This window comes from Nitriliruptor alkaliphilus DSM 45188 (assembly GCF_000969705.1).
Taxonomy (GTDB): Bacteria; Actinomycetota; Nitriliruptoria; order Nitriliruptorales; family Nitriliruptoraceae; genus Nitriliruptor; species Nitriliruptor alkaliphilus.
In genome coordinates this window covers 383,934-406,760 of record NZ_KQ033901.1, presented here as the reverse complement: position 1 = coordinate 406,760, position 22,827 = coordinate 383,934, and the positions used below count along the sequence as shown (strand labels likewise).

Genomic DNA, 22,827 nt, shown 5'->3' with positions numbered 1-22,827 from the left:
GTTGCGGCGAGCGAAGAAGAGAGACATGGCTGCTGACCAGAAGATCCGGATCCGCCTCAAGGCCTACGACCACGAGGTCCTCGATCGATCCGCACGCGAGATCGTCGACACCGTCGAGGCCACGGGCGCGCACGTCACCGGTCCGGTGCCGCTGCCGACCGAGCGCAACGTGTGGTGCGTGATCCGTTCGCCCCACAAGTACAAGGACTCGCGCGAGCACTTCGAGATGCGGACGCACAAGCGCCTCATCGACATCCACCAGCCGACGCAGAAGACCATCGACAAGCTGATGGGTCTGTCGCTCCCGGCGGGCGTCGACATCGAGATCAAGCTCTGAGACCGACGAGCACCCCACCATCGGGGTACTCGCGCAGGTCCCGCGCCACGGCGCGCCACGCAGAACGCTGAGAGGAACGACCATGGCTTCCAAGGGCATCCTGGGGGTGAAGCTCGGGATGACGCAGGTGTTCGACGATGAACACCGCGTCGTGCCCGTGACGGTCGTGCAGGCAGGTCCCTGCACCGTCACCCAGGTCAAGACCCCCGAGACGGACGGCTACACCGCCGTCCAGCTCGCCTACGGCACCAAGAAGCACGTCAACAAGCCGGCCGCCGGTCACCTCGCCAAGGCGGGGATCGACTCGGCCAAGGTCCTCGTCGAGATCCGTCTCGCCGAGGGTGACGAGCTGCCCGAGGTCGGGTCGACCGTGACCGTCGATGCCTTCGCCGCCGGCGAGGAGATCGACGTGACCGGCACCAGCAAGGGCAAGGGCTACGCCGGCGTCATGAAGCGGCACAACTTCCGCGGCATGGGCGACGGCCACGGCGTCAAGAAGAAGAACCGTCACCCGGGCGCCGTCGGCGCCTGCGCCACGCCGGGCCGCACCTTCAAGGGCATGCGGATGGCGGGTCGTATGGGTGGCGATCGCGTCACGATCCAGAACCTCAAGGTCGTGTCGACCGACACCGAGCACGGGCTGCTGCTGGTCTCGGGCGCCGTCCCCGGCCCCGATGGGTCCGTGGTCCTCGTGCGCAACGCCGTCAAGGCCCGCGCCACGGCGACCCAGGGTGGTGAGAGCTGATGTCCGTCTCGCTCGATGTCATGGACCTCCAGGGTTCGAAGGTCGGCACCGTCGACCTGCCGGACGCCTGGTTCAGCGGCGAGGTCAACGTCCCCGTCATGCACCAGGTGGTGACCGCGCAGCTCGCGGCCGCCCGCCAGGGGACCCACAAGACCAAGACCCGCGCCGAGGTCGCCGGTGGTGGCGCCAAGCCCTTCCGCCAGAAGGGCACCGGCCGCGCCCGCCAGGGTTCGATCCGCTCGCCGCAGTGGGTCGGCGGTGGGGTCGCCCACGGGCGCACCCCCTCCAACTGGGCGCAGCGGGTCAACAAGAAGGTCAAGCGTGCGGCCCTGCGCTCCGCGCTGACCGACCGCGCCAACCTCGGTGCCGTCACGGTCGTCCGGGACCTCGCCTTCGAGGCCCCCAAGACCCGCGACGCCGTCGCCGCTCTCGGTGCCCTCGGGCACGGGGACGTCAGGCGCGTGCTGGTGGTCCTCGCCGACCTGCACCAGCCGACCTTCCGCTCCTTCCGCAACCTGCCGACGGTGCACACCCTGACCGTCGACCAGCTCAACACCTACGACGTGCTCCGCAGCGACGTGGTGGTGTTCGACGAGGCCGCGCTCGAGCTGATCGGCACCGGCCGGCGTTCGAGCACCCCGACGGCTGACGAGACCGAGACGGTCGAGCGCAGCGAAGCGAGCACGCAGACGACGGAGGTCGCCAAGTGAAGGACCCCCGCGACATCATCTTCAAGCCGGTCATCTCCGAGAAGACCTACGGGCTCCTCGACGAGGGCAAGTACACCTTCGTCGTCGACCCGCGGAGCAACAAGACCGAGATCAAGCAGGCGATCGAGACCATCTTCGACGTCCGCGTCACCAACGTGAACACGATGAACCGCACCGGCAAGCGCAAGCGCCGCGGGCTCATCGTCGGCAAGCGTCCCGACACCAAGCGGGCGATCGTGACCCTCGCGCCCGGTGACGAGATCGAGCTGTTCGACGCAGGGCTCTAGCCCCCGTCGACCAGGACCACAGAGGCACTCCTCATGGCCATCCGTAAGTTCAAGCCGACGTCGCCCGCACGCCGCGGTGCGTCCGTCAGCGACTTCGCGACGATCACCCGATCGACGCCGGAGAAGTCGCTGCTGGCGCCCCTGCCCAAGAAGGCGGGCCGCAACGTCCACGGGCGCATCACCAGCCGTCACCGCGGTGGTGGGCACAAGCGCAAGTACCGGGTCATCGACTTCCGCCGCGACAAGGACGCCGTCCCCGCGACGGTCGCCGCGGTGGAGTACGACCCGAACCGCTCCGCGCGGATCGCGCTGCTCCACTACCACGACGGCGAGAAGCGCTACATCCTCGCGCCCCGCAACCTGCGGGTCGGGCAGATCGTCGAGTCGGGCCCCGATGCCGACATCCGGATCGGCAACGCCAAGGCGCTGGCCAACATCCCGGTCGGAACCACGGTGCACGCCGTGGAGCTCCGGCCCGAGGGTGGCGCCAAGCTCGGTCGGTCCGCGGGAACCGCGATCCAGCTGCTCGCCAAGGAGGGCAAGATGGCCGCGCTGCGGCTGCCCTCCGGTGAGATCCGGCTGGTGGACGCCCGGTGCCGCGCGACCATCGGCTCGGTCGGCAACGAGGAGCACGAGCTGATCAAGCTCGGCAAGGCCGGTCGTACCCGTTGGAAGGGCCAGCGTCCTCAGACCCGCGGTGTGGCGATGAACCCCGTCGACCACCCCCTCGGTGGTGGTGAGGGCAAGACCTCCGGAGGTCGGCACCCCGTCGACCCCTGGGGCAACCCCGAGCGTCGGACCCGCAAGGCCAAGTCGTCCGACCAGTACATCATCCGCCGTCGCGGCAAGAACCGGAGGCGCTGACCTATGCCACGCAGCCTGAAGAAGGGCCCGTTCGTCGACGACCACCTCATGAAGAAGGTGGACGCGCAGAACGAGGCTGGCGAGCACCGCGTCATCAAGACCTGGTCGCGCCGTTCCACCATCTTCCCGGAGATGGTCGGTCACACGATCGCGGTGCACGACGGGCAGAAGCACGTGCCCGTCTACGTCACCGAGTCGATGGTCGGCCACAAGCTCGGCGAGTTCGCCCCCACCCGCGCCATCAAGTGGGGCGGCGCTGGCGAGAAGCAGGCCGCCAAGAAGCGTCGCTAGTACCGCGACACACGGGACGCACACGTTCCGAGGAGTCCCATCGTGATCACCAAGGTCAAGGCGACCGCCAAGTACGTGCGCGTCTCGCCGTACAAGGTCCGCCAGCTCACGCCACTGATCGTCGGCCTTCCGGTCGGCGAGGCGCAGCGCGTCCTCCAGTTCAGCGAGAAGGTCGCGGCCTCCAAGCCGTTGCTGAAGGTGCTGAACTCGGCGGTCGCCAACGCGGAGAACAACGACGAGCTCGACCCGGACGAGCTGATCGTGCACACCGCGTTCGCCGACGAGGGTCCGACCCTCAAGCGCTACCAGCCGCGCGCGCTCGGCAGGGCGTACCGCATCCGGAAGCGGACCAGCCACATCACCGTCGTGGTCACGCCCGCGGAGGAGAACTGACATGGGACAGAAGGTCAACCCGTACGGCTTCCGCCTCGGCGTCACCACGGACTGGAAGTCCAAGTGGATCGCGGACAAGAAGGAGTACGCCGCGTACCTCCACGAGGACGACCGGGTGCGCAAGCACATCCGGACCCGCGTGCGTCACGCTGGCGTCTCGCGCATCGACATCACCCGCACCCGTGACAACGTCGAGGTCAGCGTCCAGGCGCAGCGCCCCGGCATCGTCATCGGTCGTCGTGGGTCCGAAGCCGACGCGATCCGCGGTGGTCTCGAGAAGCTGACCGGCAAGAAGGTCAAGCTCAACATCATCGAGATCAAGAACCCCGAGCTCGACGCGCAGGTCGTGGCCTACAACGTGGCCGAGCAGCTGCGCGGCCGGGTCTCGTTCCGGCGGGCGATGCGACGTGCGGTCCAGTCGGCGATGAAGGCCGGCGCGAAGGGCATCCGCATCCAGGTGTCCGGTCGCCTCGGCGGCGCGGAGATGAGCCGCACCGAGTGGTACCGCGAGGGCCGCGTCCCGCTGCACACCCTGCGGGCGAAGGTCGACTACGGCTTCGACGAGGCGCGCACCACCTTCGGTCGCATCGGCGTCAAGGTCTGGGTCTACACCGGTGACCAGATCGGCTCCGGCGAGGAGGCCGAGGCACAGCGCGCCATGGACCGCGCCCGTGCGCTGGCCGAGGGCCGCCCGGTCGACGACCGTCCGCGTCGCAAGTCCGCCCGCAAGGCCGCGTCGATCGCCAAGAAGGCGACCGGCGTCGGCTCCAAGCCCCGCGCTCCGCAGGCTCCGGCCTCGGACGCCTCCAACGCTCCGGCGCCGGCTCCGGCCAGCGTGACCGAGACCGGGCAGACCCCGAAGACCGCCGACACGCCCGCCACGACCGAGTCCGCCCCGCCGCAGTCGGGTGCGATGCCGGTCGAGCAGATCGCCGGCGAGGACGCCCCCGAGGCGCCCCATGAGGTCAACGCCCCGACGGACGCGGCGATCGACGAGCCCGTCGCCGACGCGGCCCCCGAGGCGCCGGCCGCGGCTGACACCGCCGATGACACCCCCGCGAAGCCGGCCGAGTCGGTCGAGCAGGCCGAGGGTGACGCGACGAAGGAAGGTGACAGCTGATGCTGGCTCCGAAGCGCGTCAAGCACCGCAAGCAGCACCGGCCGCGGCCGCTGAAGGGCCTGTCCAAGGGCCACACGCAGGTCTACGTCGGTGACTACGGCCTGATGGCGACCACGCCCGGCTGGATCACGGCACGTCAGATCGAGTCGGCCCGTATCGCCATCACCCGCGCCATCAAGCGTGGCGGCAAGGTCCGGATCACCCTGTTCCCGGACCGGGCCATCACCAAGAAGCCACTCGAGACCCGCATGGGGTCCGGGAAGGGCTCGCCCGACCACTGGGTCGCGGCGGTCAAGCCCGGCCGGATCATGTTCGAGCTGTCCGGCGTCGACGAGGACCTCGCTCGCGAGGCGATGCGCAAGGCGTCGCACAAGCTCCCCGTCAAGACCAAGTTCGTCAAGCGTGAAGATGGGGGCGAATGATGACCACGACCGCGACCGAGCTGCGCGAGCTGCCCGACGACGAGCTGCGCCAGAAGCTGGCGGAAGGCAAGGAGGAGCTGTTCAACCTCCGCTTCCAGATCGTCACCGGCCAGCTCGATGACCCCCGACGTATCAAGCAGGTCAAGCGCGAGATCGCCCGCGTCCTCACCGTGATGCGTGAGCGCGAGATCGCCCTGACCAGCGACGCGGAGACCACCCGATGAGCGACACCCCAACCACCGTTGGATCGGAGCGCGCCAGCCGCAAGGTGCGGCAGGGCGTGGTCGTCTCCGACCTCCAGGACAAGACCATCGTCGTCCGCGTCGAGCGGCGCACCACCCACCCGCTCTACGGCAAGTCGATGAAGGTCTCCAAGAAGTACCACGTCCACGACGAGAACAACGACGCGGGCACCGGCGACACCGTCCGCATCGTCGAGACGCGACCGATCTCCAAGCTCAAGCGCTGGCGGCTCCAGTCCGTCGTCGAGCGCGCCAAGTGAGCCCGGTGGGTGGCCGTGCCCCGGCCACCCGCGGGAGGTCCTGGCGCGATCAGACGACGAGTAGAAGCAGGAAGAAGACATGATCCAGCAGGAATCGCGGCTGAAGGTCGCGGACAACTCCGGAGCCCGTGAGGTGCTGTGCATCCGCGTGCTCGGGGGGTCCGGGCGGCGCTACGCCTCGGTCGGCGACGTCTTCGTCGGCACGGTCAAGAACGCCATCCCGGCCTCCAACGTCAAGAAGGGCGAGGTGGTGCGCTGCGTCGTGGTGCGCACCTCCAAGGAGCGTCGTCGTCCCGACGGCAGCTACGTGCGCTTCGACGACAACGCGTGCGTGATCGTCCGCCCGGACGGCACACCCCGCGGGACCCGCATCTTCGGACCTGTCGCCCGCGAGCTGCGCGACGGCAAGTTCATGAGGATCATCTCGCTGGCACCGGAGGTGCTCTGATGCATCGCATCCGCAAGGACGACCAGGTCGCCGTCATCGCTGGCAAGGACGCGGGCAAGACCGGCCGCGTGGTGAAGCTGTTCACCGACCGTGACCGCGTGCTCATCGAAGGCGTGAACTACGTCAAGAAGCACCAGCGGATCCAGCAGACCGGTCGTGGCGCCCAGGAGGGCGGCATCATCGAGACCGAGGCTCCCGTCCACATCTCGAACGTGATGCCCGTGTGCCCCTCGTGCGGCAAGGCCACGCGCGTCGGTTACATGTACGCGACCGAGGGCGACCGCCGCTCCAAGGTCCGCGCCTGCAAGAAGTGCGACGCCACGTTCTGATCGAACCGAGTCCGGCAGGCCCGCCGCTGCACGCCCGGGACCAGGGCGCACGCACGACCGACAGGTCGGCGAGGACGAGTCACCGGCATCCAGAGGAACACACACCATGAGCGACACCGAGACCACCGCAACGGCGCCCGCTGAGCCGCGCCTGAAGGTCCGCTACCGCGACGAGATCGCGCCGGCCCTCAAGGACGAGCTCGGGCTGGCCAACGTGATGCAGATCCCGCGCTTCGAGAAGATCGTCGTCAACGTCGGTCTCGGCGAGGCGGTCAACGACAGCAAGGCGCTCGAGGGTGCCATCCGGGACGTGACCATCATCACCGGCCAGAAGCCCCGCGTGAACCGTGCCCGCAAGTCCATCGCCGCCTTCAAGCTGCGCGAGGGCATGCCCATCGGCGTCTCGGTCACCCTCCGGGGTGCCAGGATGTGGGAGTTCTTCGACCGGCTGCTGTCGGTGGCGCTGCCCCGTATCCGTGACTTCCGCGGCATCAACGCCAAGTTCGACGGCCGCGGCAACTTCACCTTCGGGCTCACCGAGCAGCTGGTGTTCCCCGAGATCGACTACGACGACATCGACGCGGTCCGCGGCATGGACATCACCGTCGTGACCACGGCCGAGAACGACGAGCAGGGCGCCGCCCTCCTCGCTGCCTACGGCTTCCCGTTCGCCAAGGGCCAGGAGAGCTGACATGGCCAAGACCTCCAAGATCGTCCAGACCAAGCGCGGCGCCAAGTACAACGTGCAGAACTACACGCGTTGTGACCGCTGCGGCCGACCCCGCGCGGTGTTCAAGCGCTTCAAGCTGTGCCGGGTCTGCTTCCGCGAGATGGCCCACGCCGGTGAGCTCCCCGGGATCCGCAAGGCGAGCTGGTAACCGCGTCCCCCCCGCGCCCCGAGCTCGGGGCGACCAACGGGAAGTGCCAGCCACAGGTTGGTAACCCCAGGAGATGAACCCATGACCATGACCGACCCTGTGGCGGACATGCTGACGCGCGTCCGCAACGCGTCGATCGCGTTCCACGACACCACCAGCATGCCGTCCTCGAAGATCAAGGTGAACGTCGCCAGGATCCTCGAGGAGGAGGGCTACATCACCGGGTACCGCGTCGAGGACACCTCGCCGCAGCCCACCCTCCACGTGACCATGAAGTACGGCCCGAACCGTGAGCGCGTGATCGCTGGCCTGCGTCGCATCTCCAAGCCGGGGCTGCGGGTGTACGTCAAGCGCGACGAGATCCCCCGCGTCCTCGGTGGCCTCGGCGTCGCGATCCTGTCCACCAACGACGGTCTGATGACGGACCGCTCCGCGCGCAGGGCTGGCGTGGGCGGCGAAGTCATCGCCTACGTCTGGTGAGGAGCTAACGATGTCCCGCATCGGCAAGATCCCCGTCCCCGTCCCCGACGGTGTCGACGTCCAGCTCGAGGGCCTTCGCGTGCGCGTGAAGGGCCCGAAGGGCGAGCTCGAGCAGACCCTCCCCGAGGGTGTCTCGCTCAGCAAGGACGACGACGGCGCCATCGTGGTGACCCCGAACGGCACCGAGCGCGTCCACCGGTCGCGCTGGGGGCTGTGCCGTACCTTGATCGCGAACATGATCGAAGGTGTCACGGCCGGCTACGCCAAGAACCTCGAGCTGGTCGGCGTCGGGTACCGCGCCGCGGCCAAGGGTTCGAACGTCGAGCTCCAGGTCGGCTACAGCCACCCGGTGCTGATCGAGGCTCCCTCGGGGATCTCGTTCAACGTCCCCCAGCCCACGCGCATCGAGGTCAGCGGCATCGACAAGGTGCTCGTCGGCCAGGTCGCCGCCAACATCCGCAAGGTGCGCCCGCCGGAGCCCTACAAGGGCAAGGGCATCAAGTACGAGGGCGAGGTCATCCGCCGCAAGGCCGGGAAGGCCGCCGGGCGCTAGCCCGACCGACACACCCCAGCGGTGCCGCCGTCAGCGGCGGTGCCGCCGCTCGGACCGTCCGGTCCGGGCTCGTGGGCACCGAGACGTGGCCAGCAGCACGGCCCCCGGTGCAGATACGAGGAAGCGACCCATGAAGACCAGCAGGAAGCGCGACGCACGTCGTCGCCGTCACCAGCGCAGCCGCAAGAGCATCAGCGGGACCGCGACGCAGCCGCGTCTGTCGGTCTACCGCTCCAACACCAACATCTACGCCCAGCTGATCGACGACCGCGAGGGACGCACCCTCGTCGCCGCGTCGTCGCGCGAGTCGGGCATCGAGACCAGCGAGGACGGCGGCAAGGTCGACGCCGCTCGCCAGGTCGGCAAGCTCATCGGTGAACGCGCCGTCGAGCAGGGCATCACCACCGTGGTCTTCGACCGTGGTGGCAACCGCTACGCCGGCCGCGTCGCCGCCCTCGCCGAGGGTGCCCGCGACGCCGGTCTCCAGTTCTGACGCCACAGCGCGACTCGAGGAGTTCATCATGGCAGGACCCAACAACCGCGGAGGCGGCGGCCCGGGCCGCGGCCGAGGCCGCGACAACCAGCGTGGCGGCGGTCGTCAGCAGGAGCAGTTCGACGAGCGCGTCGTCGCCATCAACCGCGTCTCCAAGGTCGTCAAGGGTGGTCGGCGCTTCCAGTTCACCGCCCTTGTGGTCGTCGGTGACGGCAAGGGGATGGTCGGCGTCGGACACGGCAAGGCCAAGGAGGTCCAGTCGGCGATCCAGAAGGGCGTCGAGGAGGCCAAGAAGAACTTCTTCAAGGTCCCGATGGTGGGCAACACCATCGTGCACCCGGTCGTCGGCCGCGCCGGCGCCGGTCGCGTGATGCTCAAGCCCGCCGCGCCCGGTACCGGGGTCATCGCCGGTGGTCCGGTCCGCGCCGTGATCGAGGCGGCCGGCATCAGCGACCTGCTGGCCAAGTCCCTCGGGACCGCCAACCCGATCAACGTCGTGCACGCCACCATCGCGGGCCTGCAGGACCAGCGGTCGGCGCACGAGATCGCCACGCTGCGCGACAAGGCCGTCGAGGACGTCGCTCCCAAGGCGATGCTCGAGACCATGCGCGGAGGCAAGTGATGGCCGAAAAGACCCTGCTCATCACCCAGACCCGGTCGGTCATCGGTCGGCCCCAGGACCAGCGCGACACCGTGCGCTCCCTCGGGCTCAAGCGCATCCGCCACACCGTGACCCAGCCGGACCGCCCAGAGATCCGCGGCATGCTCCGCAAGGTGCCGCACCTCGTGACCTTCGAGGAGGTGGACGCGTGAAGCTTCACCACCTGAAGCCCGCAGAGGGTTCCACCCACAAGAAGAAGCGCGTCGGTCGTGGTGACCGCGGCAAGGGCGGCAAGACCGCCGGTCGTGGCACCAAGGGCACGGGCGCGCGCGGCACCGTGCCGGCCGGGTTCGAGGGCGGCCAGATGCCCATGATCCGGCGCCAGCCGAAGGCCCCCGGGTTCAACAACCCGAACAAGGTCTACTTCCACGTCATCAACGTCGCCAAGCTCGACGCATCGTTCGAGGCCGGCGACGAGGTGACCCCCGAGACACTGCGGGCCAAGGGCCTCGTCGGCGCCAAGGGGCCGGTCAAGGTCCTCGGCAACGGTGACATCACCAAGTCGCTCACCGTCGCCGTCGACGCCATCTCGGCCACCGCCGCCGAGAAGATCACCGCCGCGGGGGGCTCCGTCAACTGACGGGCTACCCTCCTCCACCCCCGACGCCCTCGGCCGGTCGTCGGGGGCCGTCGGGACCGACAGCGTGACCGCGGGGGCGCCACGGGCGGCCCCGGACCCGCGCCACCAGGCTCCCGCCGGCACCAGCCGCCGACGAGGACCCCATGCTCCGCGCGTTCGTCAACGCCTTCAAGATCCCCGACCTGCGTAAGAAGCTGCTGTTCACGCTGGCGATGGTCGCCGTCTACCGGATCGGGGCGTGGATCCCGGTCCCAGGCGTGAACGTCGAGCTCCTGCGGGCCGCCCGCGGCATCGGCGAGGCAGCCAACGTCGTCGGCATCATCAACGTCTTCGCCGGCGGTGCACTGCAGCAGATGGCGGTCTTCGCGCTCGGGATCATGCCGTACATCACCGCCAGCATCATCATGCAGCTGCTCGCCGTGGTGATCCCCAAGCTCGAAGCCCTGCAGCGCGAGGGTGAGCAGGGACGCAAGAAGATCACCCAGTACACGCGCTACGTGACCGTCGGGCTCGCGGTCCTGCAGGCCACCGGCCTCGTCACCATGGCGCGCTCCGGGGTGGCGTTCGGCGAGAACGTCATCATCGGCGGGACGGGCACCGTCGCGCTGATCGTGATCACCCTGACCGCCGGTACGGCCCTGATCATGTGGCTCGGTGAGCTGATCACCCAGCGCGGTGTCGGCAACGGCATGTCGCTGCTGATCTTCGTGTCGATCATCAGCCAGTTCCCCTCGCAGTTCCAGCTGGTGCTCACCGAGATGGGGCCGGCTTCGCCGTTCAACGGCTGGGAGTACGTCCTCGGGCTGGTCCTGCTCGGAGTCGTGGTCTGCGTCGCCGTGGTCTTCATGGAGCAGGGCCAGCGACGCATCCCGGTGCAGTACGCCCGTCGACAGATCGGCCGGCGCAGCTACGGCGGCCAGGCGACCTACATCCCGCTGAAGGTCAACCAGTCCGGCGTCATCCCGGTCATCTTCGCGTCCTCGCTGCTGTACCTGCCGGGGCTGTTCGCGCAGGTGTCGGGCATCGGTGCGGTGCAGCGGTTCGTCGAGCAGTACCTCGAATCGCCGAGCAGCTGGGTGTTCATCGCGACCTTCGCGGCGATGACCATCTTCTTCGCCTACTTCTACACCGCGATCGCGTTCAACCCGGTCGAGGTCGCCGACAACATGAAGCGCTACGGCGGTTTCATCCCCGGGATCCGGCCCGGTCGGCAGACGGCGGAGTACCTCGACAGCGTGCTGACCCGCATCACCCTGCCCGGCTCGCTCTACCTCGCGACCATCGCGACCGTGCCGTTCATCTTCATCGCCGTCACGGGCATCCCCCAGTTCCCGCTCGGCGGTGTCTCGCTGCTGATCATGGTCGGTGTGGGCCTCGAGACCATGAAGCAGATCGAGTCCCAGCTGATGCAGCGCAACTACGAGGGCTTCATCAGCTGACCGATCCGACCGCCACCGCTCGGCCCCCGCGACCCAAGGACCAGATGTGCGCACGATCCTGCTCGGACCGCCCGGCGCCGGCAAGGGCACCCAGGCCTCGCGCATCGTCGACGCGCACGGCGTCCCGCACATCTCCACCGGCGACATCCTCCGGGCCAACGTCAAGGCGGGCACGTCCCTCGGGGCCGAAGCCAAACGCTTCATGGACGCCGGTGAGCTGGTCCCCGACGAGGTCATCATCGGCATGGTCGGCGAGCGGCTGGCCGAGCCCGACGCCCAGGGCGGGTTCCTGTTCGACGGGTTCCCCCGGACCGTCCCGCAGGCCGAGGCGCTCGACGAGGTGCTGGTCACCCGCGGCGTGCCGCTCGACGCGGTCCTCGAGCTCGTGGTCGACCACGAGGAGGTCGTGCGACGGCTGACCGGGCGTCGGACCTGCGCAGGCTGCGGCCGCATCTTCCACCTCGTGTACGACCCGCCGTCGACCGAGGGGCGCTGCGACGACTGCGACGGTGAGCTCCAGCAACGCGCCGACGACCGCGAGGAGGTCGTGCGCAACCGCCTCGAGGTGTACCGCGAGCAGACCGAGCCACTCGTCGCGTTCTACGAGGCCCGTGGGCAGCTGCGCCGCATCGACGCCCAGGGTGAGGTCCAGGACGTCACCGACCGGGTGCTCGCCGTCCTCCAGGAGGCAGCAGGCACCGCCACCAGCTGAGGGCCGGCGTGATCATCAGGAAGTCCCCCGAGGAGATCGCCCGGATGGCGCGGGCGGGGGCCGTCGTGGCCGCAGCGCACGAGGAGGTCGCCGCTCGGCTCCGCCCGGGGATGACCACACTCGAGCTCGATGCCATCGCCGAGGGGGTCATCCGCGGACACGGGGCGGTCCCGTCGTTCAAGGGCTACCGCGGCTTCCCGGCGACGCTGTGCACGTCCAAGAACGACCAGATCGTCCACGGCATCCCCTCGGATCAGGTGGTGCTCGACGAGGGCAGCGTCATCTCGATCGACTGCGGCGCCATCGTCGAGGGCTTCCACGGGGACTCCGCCGTCACGTTGATCGTCGGCGGTGACGACGCCGTGGCGCCCGAGGTCGCGCAGCTGGTCCGTGACACCCGCACGGCGCTGTGGCGAGGTCTGGAGCAGGTCGCGGCGGGCAACCGCCTCGGCGACGTCGGCGCGGCCATCGAGGCCGTCGCGACCGCCCAGGGCTACGGCGTGGTCCGCGAGTACGTCGGGCACGGCATCGGACGGGCGCTCCACGAGGACCCGTCGGTACCCAACTACGGCACCGCGGGGCGGGGCTCGAAGCTGACGCCCGGGTGGGTCATCGCGGTCGAGCCGATGTTCAACCTCGGCACGGAACGGACCCGGACCCTCGAGGACGGGTGGACCGTGGTGACCGCGGACGGCTCGATCTCGGCGCACTGGGAGCACACCATCGCCATCACCGAGGACGGACCGGTGGTGCTCACCGCCCGGTCCGACGAGCCGTCGCACCTCGGTGGACAGCCGTCACCCGTCGGCTGACACGAACGCCAGTCCGGGGGGATCGCCGTGGGATGGTTGCTGGAGGCACGTGGCCGTGCGAGCGTCGGCCAGTGGCTCGGGACGGCGCTCTTGGCCATCGGGGTGCTGACCGGCCAGCTGCGGGCACCGCAGCTGCTGTACGCCGCGTGGCTGGAGAACATCTCGGTCGGGATCGCCGCGACGGTGTCGCTCGCGCGATCGAACCGAGGCAGCGTGGCCGTGCCCCCGTGGATGGCGGCTCAGATCAAGCAGGGGCGAGGCGGCCTGGTGCGCTCGGTCGGTCCGAACCCGCCTCCCGCACCGCCACCCTGGTCGTCGTCACCCCCGCCGTCGTCGCAGCCACACCCGCCGTCGTCGCAGCCGCCCCCGCCGCCGCCAGGGGCGCGCCCGTCCGCCCCGGGGCCGGCACCTGGCCTCGGCCCGGGGGCGCCGGTCCCACCCGGCCACGTGTCCCTGGCCGTCGCCCTGCTCATCCTGCTGGTCCCGCTGGCCATGATGACTTCGTTCCAGGGCAGGTTCATCTCCGTCCTCGGCCACATCGGCTCGTTCGGCGCCGATGGTGGTGGGGTGTCCCCAGCTGGTGGCGTGGTCGCCACCGCCCTCCTCGTGCTCGCGGCGGCGGCGCGCGCGTTCCGACGGATCGCCCCCGACCAGGCGCTCGGCTACGCCTTCGGCCACGTGGTGACCCTGCACCTCGGCATGATGATCGGGTTCTTCGCCATCGTCGCAGCGGTGTTCGGGAGCGCGGTGACGGGGTCGGCCGGACCGATGGAGCTGGCGGCCACGGCCGCGCTCGTCGGCTGGTTCGCGGTCACCGACCGGCTGAAGGTGGGCAACCGCCCCCCCGGTTGACGGGCGGTGCGCCGGGCGTCCGGGTGCGCGGGCGGAGCACGGGTTGCCGGCACCCGCGGACGGTCGGTACCCTTCGCGGAGCGCCCTGCCGCGTCACCCGCTCTCGGGTGCCACTCGAGGCAGGGCTTCGTCACGTCCCACCCCGTCGACCGCGTCCGTACCTCGCGCGCTCGGAGCAGGTGGCGGCCCCCAGCGGGCCGGTGACAGGCAGCTACGACCGCGGAGCGAGTGTGAGCGAGAAGGAAGAGTCCATCCAGGTGGAGGGCGTCGTCACCGAAGCCCTCCCCAACACGCAGTTCCGGGTGGAACTCGAGAACGGCCACAACGTGCTCGCGCACATCTCCGGGAAGATGCGGATGCACTACATCCGGATCCTGCCGGGGGACAAGGTGGTCGTCGAACTCTCACCCTACGACCTGACCCGAGGTCGCATCACCTACCGCTACAAGTAGGACCGAGCACCGCGCCCCGAACCCGGGGCGACAACGCGAGGCGCACCCTGCGACCTCGCTGCATCCGCCGCCGCTCCGCGAACCTGTGCGGGCGAGCTGCGACGGCTGGCCGGCACCCACCCACCCCGACCAGGGCGTGGGCACGGTGTTCCGAGGCGCCCCCCACCACGGGATCGGGCGCGCGGCCCTGGGGCGAGGCGCGACACCGTGCCCCGCACCGCGGACGACCACCCGGGTCGTGCGAACCGCCGAAGGAGCGACGACGTGAAGGTCCACCCTTCCGTGAAGAAGATGTGTGACAAGTGCAAGATCATCCGCCGCAAGGGCGCCGTGCGCGTGATCTGTGACAACCCACGCCACAAGCAGCGCCAGGGCTGACGGAGGAGATCGACTGATGGCACGCATCGCAGGCGTCGACATCCCCCGCGAGAAGCGGGTGGTCGTCGCACTCACCTACATCTACGGCGTCGGACAGACGCGCGCCCAGCAGACGCTGGCCGCCACCGACGTCGACCCCGACACGCGCGTCCGCGACCTCAACGAGGACGAGGTCCAGCGGCTGCGCAACCACATCGAGAACGCCTACCGCATCGAGGGTGACCTCCGGCGCGAGGTGGCGAACAACATCAAGCGCAAGATCGAGATCGGCTCGTACCAGGGCATCCGTCACCGCCTGGGCCTGCCCGTCCGTGGTCAGCGCACCCACACCAACGCGCGTTCCCGCAAGGGCCCGAAGCGCGCCGTCGGTGGCATCCGCAAGCCGACCCGGAAGTAGGGGTAAGTCATGGCGCAGAAGAAGCAGCGCGGCCGCAAGCGCGAGCGCAAGAACGTCCTGCACGCCAAGTGCCACATCAAGGCGACGTTCAACAACACCACCATCACCTTCACCGACCAGCAGGGCAACGTCCTGTGCTGGTCGACCGGCGGCAACGCCGGGTTCAAGGGCAGCCGCAAGTCCACGCCGTTCGCGGCGCAGGTCGCGGCCGAGCAGGCGACCAAGGCGGCCATCGACAACGGCGTCCGCAAGGTCGACGTGCTGTGCAAGGGCCCGGGTGCTGGTCGCGAGACCGCCATCCGCACCCTGGCTGCCGCCGGTGTCGAGGTGCTGTCCATCAAGGACATCACCCCGGTGCCGCACAACGGCTGCCGTCCCCCGAAGCGTCGTCGCACCTGACGAGGGCGCATCCCGATGATGCACCTGACGCTGGCGACGCCGATCATCTGATCCGCACCTCCGTCGCGGCACACCGTGACGGGGAGGAGCGCCCCGACGAGGTCGCTCCCGTGATCACCCCAAGGTGGGGTGATCGAGGAAGGAACCGCACGTGGCTCGTTACACCGGCCCCATGACCAAGAAGTCGCGCCGCTACGGCGTCGACCTCAAGGGCAACGACAAGAACTTCGACAAGCGCCCCTACCCGCCGGGCGACCACGGTCGAGGCCGCATCAAGGAGTCGGAGTACCTCCTCCAGCTCCGCGAGAAGCAGAAGGCGCGCTACTACTACGGCGTGCTCGAGAAGCAGTTCCGCCGGTACTACGAGGAGGCGACCCGCAAGGACGGCCTCACCGGTGAGAACCTGCTGATCCTGCTCGAGCTGCGGCTGGACAACGTGGTCTACCGCGGTGGGTTCGCGCGGACCCGCGCCGAGGCGCGGCAGATGGTCTCGCACCGTCACGTCACCGTGAACGGTCGCTCGACCAACATCCCGTCCTACCGGGTCAAGCCGGGTGACGTGGTGCAGATCCGCGAGAAGTCGCGCTCGAGCCAGGCCGTCGTCGGCTCGCTGGAGGTCTTCGGCGCCCGCGACGTGCCGGGCTGGCTGTCGACCGACGTGGACCAGTTCTCGGTCACGGTGGTCGACGCTCCGATCCGGTCGCAGATCGACGCGCCGGTGACCGAGCAGATGATCGTCGAGCTCTACTCCAAGTAGCTCTCCCGGCGTCCGGGCGGCTCGCGCCGCACCGGTCGCCCGGCGGCGCACCCGCGCCGCCACCGGTGGTCACACGCCACCGACCCTCTCGGCGCCCGTCGAGGGGCCCGCGTCCGGCCCGGGATCCGGCCCGCGGGAGCAGCGGACGCGTCGCCGATGGCCCGGGAACGAGGGCGGCGCGTCGGTGGGGGGACGTCCCCACCGAACTCAACGAAGGAACACCATACGATGTCGGACTTCGGTTTCTACGACGACGACAGCTTCAGCCTCGGTGAGACCCAGGCTGGCTCGCCGTTCATCTCCTACCGCCCGCGCCTCGAGGAGGGGACCCTCGAGGAGGGCCTGCGCTCGCGGTTCACCATCGATCCGCTCGAGCCGGGCTTCGGGTACACGATCGGCAACTCGCTGCGCCGGACCCTCCTCAGCTCGGTGCCGGGCGCAGCGGTGACGCGCATCCGCTTCACCTCGGCCCAGGCCGCGGGCCCCGAGGGCGGGTCGGTCCTCCACGAGTTCTCGGCGATCGAGGGTGTCAAGGAGGATGTCACCGACATCATCCTGAACATCAAGGACCTCGTGGTCCGCTCGGACTCCGACGAGCCGGTCGAGATCTTCCTCGGTGGTGACGGACCGGGTGTCCTCACCGCGGAGAACATCTTCGCGCCGTCGCAGGTCGAGGTCGTCAACGAGGACCTCCACATCGCGACGCTGAACGCCAACGGCCACCTCGAGATGTACCTCACCGTCGAGCGCGGCCGCGGGTACGTCACGGCCGACAACAACAAGCGCTCCAACGACCCGATCGGGGTCATCGCGATCGACTCGGTGTTCTCGCCGATCCGTCGCGTGGCCTACCGCGTCGAGTCGACCCGCGTCGAGCAGATGACCAACTACGACAAGCTGATCCTCGACGTCGAGACCGACGGCTCGCTCACCCCGGCCCAGGCGTTGTCCTCGGCCGGCGAGACCCTCAAGGGCCTCTTCGAGCAGTTCGCCGGGTTCGAGACCTCGGGCCCCGGCGGCATCGTGGTCTCCCCGGAGGAGGCGCTGGCCTCCATCGGTACCGACCCGGTCAAGTCGATGCTCATCGAGGACCTCGACCTGTCCGTGCGGTCCTACAACTGCCTCAAGCGTGAGGGTGTGGGCACCGTGGGCGAACTGCTCGACAAGACCGAGCAGGACCTGCTCGAGATCCGCAACTTCGGGTCGAAGTCGGTCGACGAGGTCAAGGACAAGCTCGTCGAGCTGGGCATCGCGCTCAAGGAGTAGCACCACCTGCGGGGGGCTCGGCGCCCCCCGCTGACCCCCGACGCGCACGATGCGTCCAGGCAAGTGCCCCAGACGGGGCGGAGGAGATCTTCAGATGCCGACCCCGAAGCGTGGGCCGCGGCTCGGCGGCGGCGCGGCGCACCAGCGCCACCTGCTCGCCAACCAGGCGAGCGACCTGTTCCGCCACGGCCGCATCACCACCACCCAGGCCAAGGCCAAGATGCTGCGGCCCTACGCCGAGCGCCTGATCACCAAGGCCAAGCGGGGCGACCTCGCGTCGCGCCGCGCGGTGCTGGCCCAGCTGCGCGGTGACCGGGACGTCGTGGCGTACCTGTTCGAGGAGGTCGCGCCGCGCTTCGCCGACCGCAACGGCGGGTACACGCGCATCCTCAAGCTCGGCCCCCGGGCGGGTGACAACACCCCCATGGTCATCATCGAGCTGGTCGACCGGGGCGAGGCCTCCGGTGACGAGGCCATCGAGGAGGCCAAGGCCGGCCGTTCGCGCGGGCTCTTCGGTCGGCGCCGCAAGGCGGTCGCGGAGACCGGCGGCGCCGGGACCGCGCTCCTCGAGGACGACGTCGACGTGCCCGAGGACGCGGACGTGGCGGAGTCGCCCGAGAGCGTCGACTCGCCCGAGAGCGTCGACTCACCCGCGTCGCCCGAGTCGGTGGACTCGCCGGCCGAGGACGAGTCGGACGAGAAGAGCGAGTGACGGCAGCGTCAGCCGCGGGCGCAGGCCCGCGGTTGCCGCGCCTCCGGCTGCGCATCGACCTCGCCTACGACGGTTCGCCGTTCGCGGGGTTCGCCCGGCAGCCGGATCAGACCACCGTGCAGGGCACCCTCGAGGGTGCCCTGTCGCGTTGTCTGGGTCAGGAGGTGCTGACCACCTGCGCGGGCCGCACCGACCGTGGCGTCCACGCCGTGGCCCAGGTCGTGCACCTCGACGTGGACCCGAGCGTCGCGGTGGCGCAGCGGTCCCTGGCCGATCTGCTCGGTGGCCGGCCGACCAGCCCCGAGCTGCGCCGGCGGGTCGATGGCCTCGTCGGCCCGGCCATCACCCTGTGGCAGGTCCGCCGCGTGCCTGACGACTTCGACGCCCGGTTCTCTGCGACCGGTCGCGGGTACCGCTACCGCCTCGTCGACGCCGAGACCGTCGCACCGCTGGACCGCTTCGACCGCTGGCACGTCGGTGTCCCGCTCGCGCTGCCGCCGATGCGCGCCGCTGCTCGGTACCTGTTGGGCGAGCACGACTTCGCCGCGTTCTGCAAGCGGGTACCGGGCCGCTCGTCGGTGCGCCGGCTCGACCAGATCGCGATCACCCGGCCGGCGCCGGGCCAGGTGCACGTCCGCCTGGCGGGTGCGGCGTTCTGCCACAACCAGGTGCGTTCGATCGTGGGGTGCCTGGTCGAGGTCGGCCGTCACCGCTGGGAGCCTGACCGGGTCGGCGAGGTGCTCGCGTCCCGCGACCGGCAACTGCTGGCACGAGTGGCCCCCCCGCACGGCCTGACGCTGGAGCGGGTGACCTACGGACGCCGTTTCCCGGCTGCCCCGCCCGCCGGTACCTGAAGCCAGCCTGAAGGCCGTGCGCGGGCCCCGCCCGGAAGACACCCGGAGGCGCGCTCGGCACACGCGCACGGGGGCGCGTCGGTGAGACTCCGCGCGCCGCCGGTCAGGCGCCGGCGACGGGTCGCGCACGGGCCGTGCCGACCGCGGGCTCGACCCTCTGGGGGATCGAACGATGCGACTCCGTCCTGCACGCCGTCTCGGCGTGCTCACCACCTCGCTGCTGCTGACCGTCGGGCTGCTCGCGCCCACGGCAGCGTCCGCAGCACCATCCGGTTCCGCTGCCACCCTCGGGGAGCGCGGTTCCGTGCTGACCGAGCAGGGGGCCGTCCGCGCATCCTCCACGACCCCGATCAAGGTGCGCGACCTGTCTGACGCATGCCCGTCAGGCCGTGTGCCGTCGGCTGGGTTCCGTGACGTACCGACGAGCTACGACTTCGCCAAGGCCATCGATTGTTTGGTCTGGTACGAGGTCACCCAGGGCAAGACCGCGACCGAGTACGCACCCAACGACAGCGTGACGCGCCAGCAGATGGCGGTCTTCATCTACCGGACACTCGAGTACCTGGAGATCACCGAGTACGTCGAGGCCCCGCGGCGCTCGCTCTTCAGCGACGTTCCGGCAACCGGTGAGGTCGGCCGGGCCATCAACACCCTGGCGTCGGAGGACCTCGAGGACCTGCTCGGCGTCCAGATCGTGGCTGGCAAGACGGCGACCACGTTCGACCCGCGAGGCGAGGTCACCCGCGCCCAGATGGGTTCGTTCATCGCCCGCACCCTCGAAGGGGTCGCTGAGTTCAGCGGGGCGACGATCGATCGTGGCAGCTGCGACGGTGTCTTCACCGACGAGGCTGCCATCCCGAGCACGCACCGCCGCAACGTCAAGCTGCTGTGCTCGTTCGGCATCGTCACCGGCCGGTCCGACGGCACCTACGGGCCCGCGCTCGACGTGACCCGCGGACAGATGGCCGCCTTCCTGATGCGTCTCATGGACGTCTGGGTCGAGGCCAAGATCACCCTGCCGCCGGACGCGTTCGTCGACGTCTTCGTCGACCGCGGCGCCCAGGCCTGCAGCGACACGGGCCAGGGCACGCAGTCCAAGCCGTTCTGTTCGATCCAGGCCGGCGTCGACCACGCCCGCAGCCTGCAGGGGTACGCCGTGCAGGTGCTCGTGCGACCGCGAGCGACGCCGTACTCAGAGGCGGTCGTGCTGTCGTCCGGGAAGGCCTTCGGGGTCAACCTGTTCTCGATCGACGACGCCACCGTGCCGCTCGACGGCTCGATCCGCGTCAACGGTTCCTCGGCGCAGGCCTTCAACGCCGTCGTCGGGTTCGATGTCACCTCCGGGGGTGCGCCGGCGCTGGACGTCCGTTCGCAAGGCGTGGTCTTCGCCGTCGCCAACCTGTTCGAGGCACCGACGGCCATCTCGGTGAACCAGACCGGGCTCACCTGGCTCCTGGGGTCCACGATCGCCGGTAGCTCGGTCGGGGTCGACCTCGTCGACACCTACCTCGAGGCTGATGGGTGGGGCACGCTGCTCGGCGACAACGAGTTCGAGCCCTCGTCGGAGGCCTACGTCCGGGCGCCGAGTTCGGTCTCGAACTCGGTCGCGAACGCCAACCTCGGGATGTGGCTGAACGAGTTCGACAACACCTTCCCGCCGGGCGCGAAGCTCGGCGCGAGCGGCGGTCGTCGAGCGATCGTGCCGGCCTGACCCACCGTGCGCCTCGGTGCCCCGGTCGCTCAGCGGCCGGGGCACCTGCGCGTCCTGACCGATGCACGCCGCGTGCGAGCGGCGCGCGACGAGGGGCGAGATGGGTGGATCGGCGGCATCTCGAGCCCCCGGCACGTCAGACTGCGCGCGCCGCCGGTCAGATGCCGGTGTCGGGTCGTGCACGGGGTACCTGCCGGCCACCGACCGCTCTCATGGGGGATCGAACGATGCGACTCCGTCCTGCACGCCGTCTCGGCGTGTTCACCACCTCGCTGCTGCTGACCGTGGGGCTGCTCGCGCCCACGGCCGCATCCGCAGCGCCACCGTCCGGCTCGGCCGCCAGCTTCGGTGCGAGCAGTGCCGCAGCCGCTGACGGGCCTACGGCCCGCACCGCGTCGAACAGCGCGATCCAGGTGCGCGACCTGTCCTACGCGTGCCCGAAGGACCGGGTGCCGAAGGCCGGTTTCCGGGACGTCCCGTCGAGCTTCAACTTCGCTCGCGAGATCGACTGCCTGGTCTGGTACGAGATCACGCAGGGCAAGACCGCGACCGAGTACGCACCCAACGAGTTCGTCACCCGCCAGCAGATGGCGGTCTTCATCTTCCGCATGCTGGACGACCTCATCGAACTGCCGGAGCCACCGTCCCGGTCACAGTTCCATGACGTGCCCGCGACCGGTGAGGTCGGCATCGCGATCAACACCCTGGCCTCCGACGAGCTCGCCGAGATGCTGGGCGTGCGCATCGTCAGCGGCAAGACCGCCACGACCTACGCACCGGCGGACCGCGTGACGCGCGCGCAGATGGGGTCGTTCATCGCCCGCACCCTCGAGGGGCTCGTCGAGATCCTCGACCGTGGGCGCTGCGATGGCATCTTCACCGACGAGGGCGACATCCCGCCGAGCCACATCGACAACGTCAAGCTGCTGTGCGCGGCCGGCATCGTGACCGGGCGTGCCGACGGTTCGTACGGACCGTCCGCCGACGTCACGAGGGCGCAGATGTCGGCGTTCCTCATGCGCCTGATGGACATCATCGTCGAGCTCGAGGGCACGGTGCCCCCGGACGAGCGCGGCGAGCAGTAGCGCGCCCCGACCCTTCGAGGCTCGGTGGTGCCCCGGTCGCTCTTGCGGCCGGGGCACCACCACGCCGGGCCAGCCGTCGGCGATGGTCACCCGAGCTCGGTCAGGTCTCCGACTGACGGAACCGGCCGATGTGTCGACCTGCTCGGTCGGTGATCCGCTTGAGCGCGCGTCGGGCTTCAGCAGCTCGGCCCGCCTCGATCCCCTCGAGGATGGCCTCGTGGTCCGTGATGGCTCGGTCGAGGTTCCCGTCCCGCTCGCAATCATGGGCGCTCCGGGCAGCCATGAGGCGCTTCAACGGCCCGCGGATCGCGATCATCGCGCTTCGAAGTGCGCGGTTGTGTGCCGCCTCCGCGAGGGCGACGTGGAAGGAGTAGTCGGCCGCGAGGAAGCGCTCGGGATCCTGCCTGGCGGCCCGCATGTCCTCGACGATCGAGCGCAACGTCTCGAGATCGTCATCGCTGCGCTTCTTCGCGGCCAGTTCGACGAGGGCGGATTCGACGTACAGGCGGGCCTCGACCAGTTCCTCGTAGTCGTTGAGGTCATCGGGGGAGATGATCCACGGGTCGCTGACCTGGCGGTCGCCCCGGGCCAGGACGTAGGTGCCAGCGCCGTGACGAGCACGAACCAGACCCTTGGCCTCGAGCGAGGCCGTCGCTTCCCGAACGGTCAACGGCGAGACGCCGAACTCCTCTGCGAGTTTGCGCAGACTCGGAAGGCGGTCGCCGGCGGTGTACTCACCGGCGACGATGCGCTGCTCCAAGTGCGATGCGATCTCATCCGCGATACGAACTCGTCGCAGCTCAGGCATGGCGTTCTCGATCCGCATCCGTCGCCGGGTCGGGCCCCCAGAGAGTCTTGCACCTCAACCTAACGGACCGTGCGCCGCGAGCGGGGCAGGCCTCCACGTC

At 69.7% G+C, this 22,827-nt stretch carries 36 protein-coding genes and 1 pseudogene; 36 read left to right on the top strand and 1 reads right to left on the bottom strand.

Features of this window, described 5'->3' with window-relative positions:
* The first annotated feature begins 25 nt into the window (after positions 1-25).
* The 36 genes and pseudogenes from rpsJ (at position 26) to NITAL_RS01730 (ending at position 21,919) form a co-directional block, all read left to right on the top strand.
* Positions 26-337, top strand: a complete 312-nt coding sequence (rpsJ, locus tag NITAL_RS01900; protein WP_052664401.1) for a 30S ribosomal protein S10 — start codon at positions 26-28, stop codon at positions 335-337.
* A gap of 82 nt (positions 338-419) precedes the next feature.
* The gene (rplC, locus tag NITAL_RS01895; RefSeq protein ID WP_052664400.1) at positions 420-1,082 is read left to right on the top strand and encodes a 50S ribosomal protein L3; all 663 of its coding nucleotides are present in this window, start codon (positions 420-422) and stop codon (positions 1,080-1,082) included.
* On the top strand, positions 1,082-1,792 hold the full coding sequence (gene rplD, locus NITAL_RS01890; protein WP_083441129.1) for a 50S ribosomal protein L4: 711 nt from the start codon (positions 1,082-1,084) through the stop codon (positions 1,790-1,792). The genes rplC and rplD overlap by 1 nt, the downstream gene beginning before the upstream one ends.
* Complete coding sequence (rplW, locus tag NITAL_RS01885; protein ID WP_052664399.1) at positions 1,789-2,079, top strand: 50S ribosomal protein L23; 291 nt, start codon at positions 1,789-1,791, stop codon at positions 2,077-2,079. The genes rplD and rplW overlap by 4 nt, the downstream gene beginning before the upstream one ends.
* A 33-nt stretch (positions 2,080-2,112) precedes the next feature.
* Positions 2,113-2,943: a 50S ribosomal protein L2 gene (rplB, locus tag NITAL_RS01880; protein ID WP_052664398.1), complete on the top strand. Its 831-nt coding sequence runs from the start codon at positions 2,113-2,115 to the stop codon at positions 2,941-2,943.
* A gap of 3 nt (positions 2,944-2,946) precedes the next feature.
* Positions 2,947-3,234, top strand: a complete 288-nt coding sequence (gene rpsS, locus NITAL_RS01875) for a 30S ribosomal protein S19 (protein WP_052664397.1) — start codon at positions 2,947-2,949, stop codon at positions 3,232-3,234.
* A gap of 39 nt (positions 3,235-3,273) precedes the next feature.
* Positions 3,274-3,627 (top strand): 50S ribosomal protein L22, encoded by a 354-nt coding sequence (rplV, locus tag NITAL_RS01870; protein WP_083441128.1) that lies wholly within the window; start codon positions 3,274-3,276, stop codon positions 3,625-3,627.
* A 1-nt stretch (position 3,628) separates the two neighbouring features.
* Positions 3,629-4,479: pseudogene (gene rpsC / locus NITAL_RS29130) on the top strand (30S ribosomal protein S3); the annotation flags it as partial.
* Between the two features lie 61 nt (positions 4,480-4,540).
* Positions 4,541-4,747, top strand: a complete 207-nt coding sequence (locus NITAL_RS29485) for a hypothetical protein (protein WP_425413681.1) — start codon at positions 4,541-4,543, stop codon at positions 4,745-4,747.
* Positions 4,747-5,169, top strand: a complete 423-nt coding sequence (gene rplP / locus NITAL_RS01860) for a 50S ribosomal protein L16 (RefSeq protein ID WP_052664394.1) — start codon at positions 4,747-4,749, stop codon at positions 5,167-5,169. Before NITAL_RS29485 ends, rplP begins: the two co-directional genes overlap by 1 nt.
* Positions 5,169-5,393: a 50S ribosomal protein L29 gene (rpmC, locus tag NITAL_RS01855; RefSeq protein ID WP_157042125.1), complete on the top strand. Its 225-nt coding sequence runs from the start codon at positions 5,169-5,171 to the stop codon at positions 5,391-5,393. Before rplP ends, rpmC begins: the two co-directional genes overlap by 1 nt.
* Positions 5,390-5,671, top strand: coding sequence for a 30S ribosomal protein S17 (rpsQ, locus tag NITAL_RS01850; protein WP_052664392.1), 282 nt, complete (start codon positions 5,390-5,392; stop codon positions 5,669-5,671). Before rpmC ends, rpsQ begins: the two co-directional genes overlap by 4 nt.
* Positions 5,672-5,750: 79 nt before the next feature.
* Positions 5,751-6,119 carry a 50S ribosomal protein L14 gene (rplN, locus tag NITAL_RS01845; protein ID WP_052664391.1) on the top strand — a complete coding sequence of 123 codons (369 nt, stop codon included), beginning with the start codon at positions 5,751-5,753 and terminating at the stop codon, positions 6,117-6,119.
* The gene (gene rplX / locus NITAL_RS01840) at positions 6,119-6,448 is read left to right on the top strand and encodes a 50S ribosomal protein L24 (protein ID WP_052664390.1); all 330 of its coding nucleotides are present in this window, start codon (positions 6,119-6,121) and stop codon (positions 6,446-6,448) included. Before rplN ends, rplX begins: the two co-directional genes overlap by 1 nt.
* Positions 6,449-6,554: 106 nt before the next feature.
* Entirely contained in the window at positions 6,555-7,139 is a 585-nt protein-coding gene (gene rplE, locus NITAL_RS01835; protein WP_052664389.1) for a 50S ribosomal protein L5, read from the top strand.
* A 1-nt stretch (position 7,140) separates the two neighbouring features.
* Positions 7,141-7,326 (top strand): type Z 30S ribosomal protein S14, encoded by a 186-nt coding sequence (locus tag NITAL_RS01830; protein WP_052664388.1) that lies wholly within the window; start codon positions 7,141-7,143, stop codon positions 7,324-7,326.
* 81 nt (positions 7,327-7,407) lie between these two features.
* Positions 7,408-7,806, top strand: coding sequence for a 30S ribosomal protein S8 (rpsH, locus tag NITAL_RS01825; RefSeq protein ID WP_052664387.1), 399 nt, complete (start codon positions 7,408-7,410; stop codon positions 7,804-7,806).
* A 10-nt stretch (positions 7,807-7,816) separates the two neighbouring features.
* Positions 7,817-8,359 (top strand): 50S ribosomal protein L6, encoded by a 543-nt coding sequence (gene rplF, locus NITAL_RS01820; RefSeq protein ID WP_052664386.1) that lies wholly within the window; start codon positions 7,817-7,819, stop codon positions 8,357-8,359.
* Between the two features lie 130 nt (positions 8,360-8,489).
* Positions 8,490-8,852: a 50S ribosomal protein L18 gene (gene rplR / locus NITAL_RS01815; protein WP_052664385.1), complete on the top strand. Its 363-nt coding sequence runs from the start codon at positions 8,490-8,492 to the stop codon at positions 8,850-8,852.
* Between the two features lie 28 nt (positions 8,853-8,880).
* Positions 8,881-9,474, top strand: coding sequence for a 30S ribosomal protein S5 (gene rpsE / locus NITAL_RS01810; protein WP_052664384.1), 594 nt, complete (start codon positions 8,881-8,883; stop codon positions 9,472-9,474).
* The gene (rpmD, locus tag NITAL_RS01805) at positions 9,474-9,665 is read left to right on the top strand and encodes a 50S ribosomal protein L30 (protein WP_052664383.1); all 192 of its coding nucleotides are present in this window, start codon (positions 9,474-9,476) and stop codon (positions 9,663-9,665) included. Before rpsE ends, rpmD begins: the two co-directional genes overlap by 1 nt.
* Positions 9,662-10,093, top strand: a complete 432-nt coding sequence (gene rplO, locus NITAL_RS01800; RefSeq protein ID WP_052664382.1) for a 50S ribosomal protein L15 — start codon at positions 9,662-9,664, stop codon at positions 10,091-10,093. The genes rpmD and rplO overlap by 4 nt, the downstream gene beginning before the upstream one ends.
* A 143-nt stretch (positions 10,094-10,236) precedes the next feature.
* Complete coding sequence (gene secY / locus NITAL_RS01795; protein WP_052664381.1) at positions 10,237-11,532, top strand: preprotein translocase subunit SecY; 1,296 nt, start codon at positions 10,237-10,239, stop codon at positions 11,530-11,532.
* Positions 11,533-11,578: 46 nt separating this feature from the next.
* Positions 11,579-12,244 (top strand): adenylate kinase, encoded by a 666-nt coding sequence (locus NITAL_RS01790; protein ID WP_052664380.1) that lies wholly within the window; start codon positions 11,579-11,581, stop codon positions 12,242-12,244.
* An 8-nt stretch (positions 12,245-12,252) separates the two neighbouring features.
* Positions 12,253-13,056: a type I methionyl aminopeptidase gene (map, locus tag NITAL_RS01785; protein WP_052664379.1), complete on the top strand. Its 804-nt coding sequence runs from the start codon at positions 12,253-12,255 to the stop codon at positions 13,054-13,056.
* A gap of 27 nt (positions 13,057-13,083) precedes the next feature.
* The gene (locus NITAL_RS01780) at positions 13,084-13,908 is read left to right on the top strand and encodes a DUF6498-containing protein (protein WP_052664378.1); all 825 of its coding nucleotides are present in this window, start codon (positions 13,084-13,086) and stop codon (positions 13,906-13,908) included.
* A 230-nt stretch (positions 13,909-14,138) separates the two neighbouring features.
* Positions 14,139-14,360, top strand: a complete 222-nt coding sequence (gene infA, locus NITAL_RS01775; protein ID WP_052664377.1) for a translation initiation factor IF-1 — start codon at positions 14,139-14,141, stop codon at positions 14,358-14,360.
* 264 nt (positions 14,361-14,624) lie between these two features.
* Complete coding sequence (gene rpmJ, locus NITAL_RS01770) at positions 14,625-14,738, top strand: 50S ribosomal protein L36 (RefSeq protein WP_052664376.1); 114 nt, start codon at positions 14,625-14,627, stop codon at positions 14,736-14,738.
* 16 nt (positions 14,739-14,754) lie between these two features.
* Positions 14,755-15,135: a 30S ribosomal protein S13 gene (gene rpsM, locus NITAL_RS01765; protein WP_052664375.1), complete on the top strand. Its 381-nt coding sequence runs from the start codon at positions 14,755-14,757 to the stop codon at positions 15,133-15,135.
* 9 nt (positions 15,136-15,144) lie between these two features.
* Positions 15,145-15,534: a 30S ribosomal protein S11 gene (rpsK, locus tag NITAL_RS01760; RefSeq protein ID WP_052664374.1), complete on the top strand. Its 390-nt coding sequence runs from the start codon at positions 15,145-15,147 to the stop codon at positions 15,532-15,534.
* 151 nt (positions 15,535-15,685) lie between these two features.
* Complete coding sequence (rpsD, locus tag NITAL_RS01755) at positions 15,686-16,291, top strand: 30S ribosomal protein S4 (protein ID WP_052664373.1); 606 nt, start codon at positions 15,686-15,688, stop codon at positions 16,289-16,291.
* Positions 16,292-16,519: 228 nt separating this feature from the next.
* Positions 16,520-17,557 carry a DNA-directed RNA polymerase subunit alpha gene (gene rpoA, locus NITAL_RS01750; RefSeq protein WP_052664372.1) on the top strand — a complete coding sequence of 346 codons (1,038 nt, stop codon included), beginning with the start codon at positions 16,520-16,522 and terminating at the stop codon, positions 17,555-17,557.
* A 94-nt stretch (positions 17,558-17,651) separates the two neighbouring features.
* The gene (rplQ, locus tag NITAL_RS29330) at positions 17,652-18,269 is read left to right on the top strand and encodes a 50S ribosomal protein L17 (RefSeq protein WP_052664371.1); all 618 of its coding nucleotides are present in this window, start codon (positions 17,652-17,654) and stop codon (positions 18,267-18,269) included.
* On the top strand, positions 18,266-19,123 hold the full coding sequence (gene truA / locus NITAL_RS01740) for a tRNA pseudouridine(38-40) synthase TruA (RefSeq protein ID WP_052664370.1): 858 nt from the start codon (positions 18,266-18,268) through the stop codon (positions 19,121-19,123). The genes rplQ and truA overlap by 4 nt, the downstream gene beginning before the upstream one ends.
* Positions 19,124-19,295: 172 nt before the next feature.
* Positions 19,296-20,834 carry an S-layer homology domain-containing protein gene (locus NITAL_RS01735; protein WP_083441127.1) on the top strand — a complete coding sequence of 513 codons (1,539 nt, stop codon included), beginning with the start codon at positions 19,296-19,298 and terminating at the stop codon, positions 20,832-20,834.
* Between the two features lie 227 nt (positions 20,835-21,061).
* The gene (locus NITAL_RS01730) at positions 21,062-21,919 is read left to right on the top strand and encodes an S-layer homology domain-containing protein (protein ID WP_169786692.1); all 858 of its coding nucleotides are present in this window, start codon (positions 21,062-21,064) and stop codon (positions 21,917-21,919) included.
* Positions 21,920-22,019: 100 nt separating this feature from the next.
* On the opposite strand, the gene NITAL_RS01725 is transcribed toward NITAL_RS01730, so the two are convergent.
* Positions 22,020-22,727: a FadR/GntR family transcriptional regulator gene (locus NITAL_RS01725; protein ID WP_169786691.1), complete on the bottom strand. Its 708-nt coding sequence runs from the start codon at positions 22,725-22,727 to the stop codon at positions 22,020-22,022.
* Between the last annotated feature and the right edge of the window lie 100 nt (positions 22,728-22,827).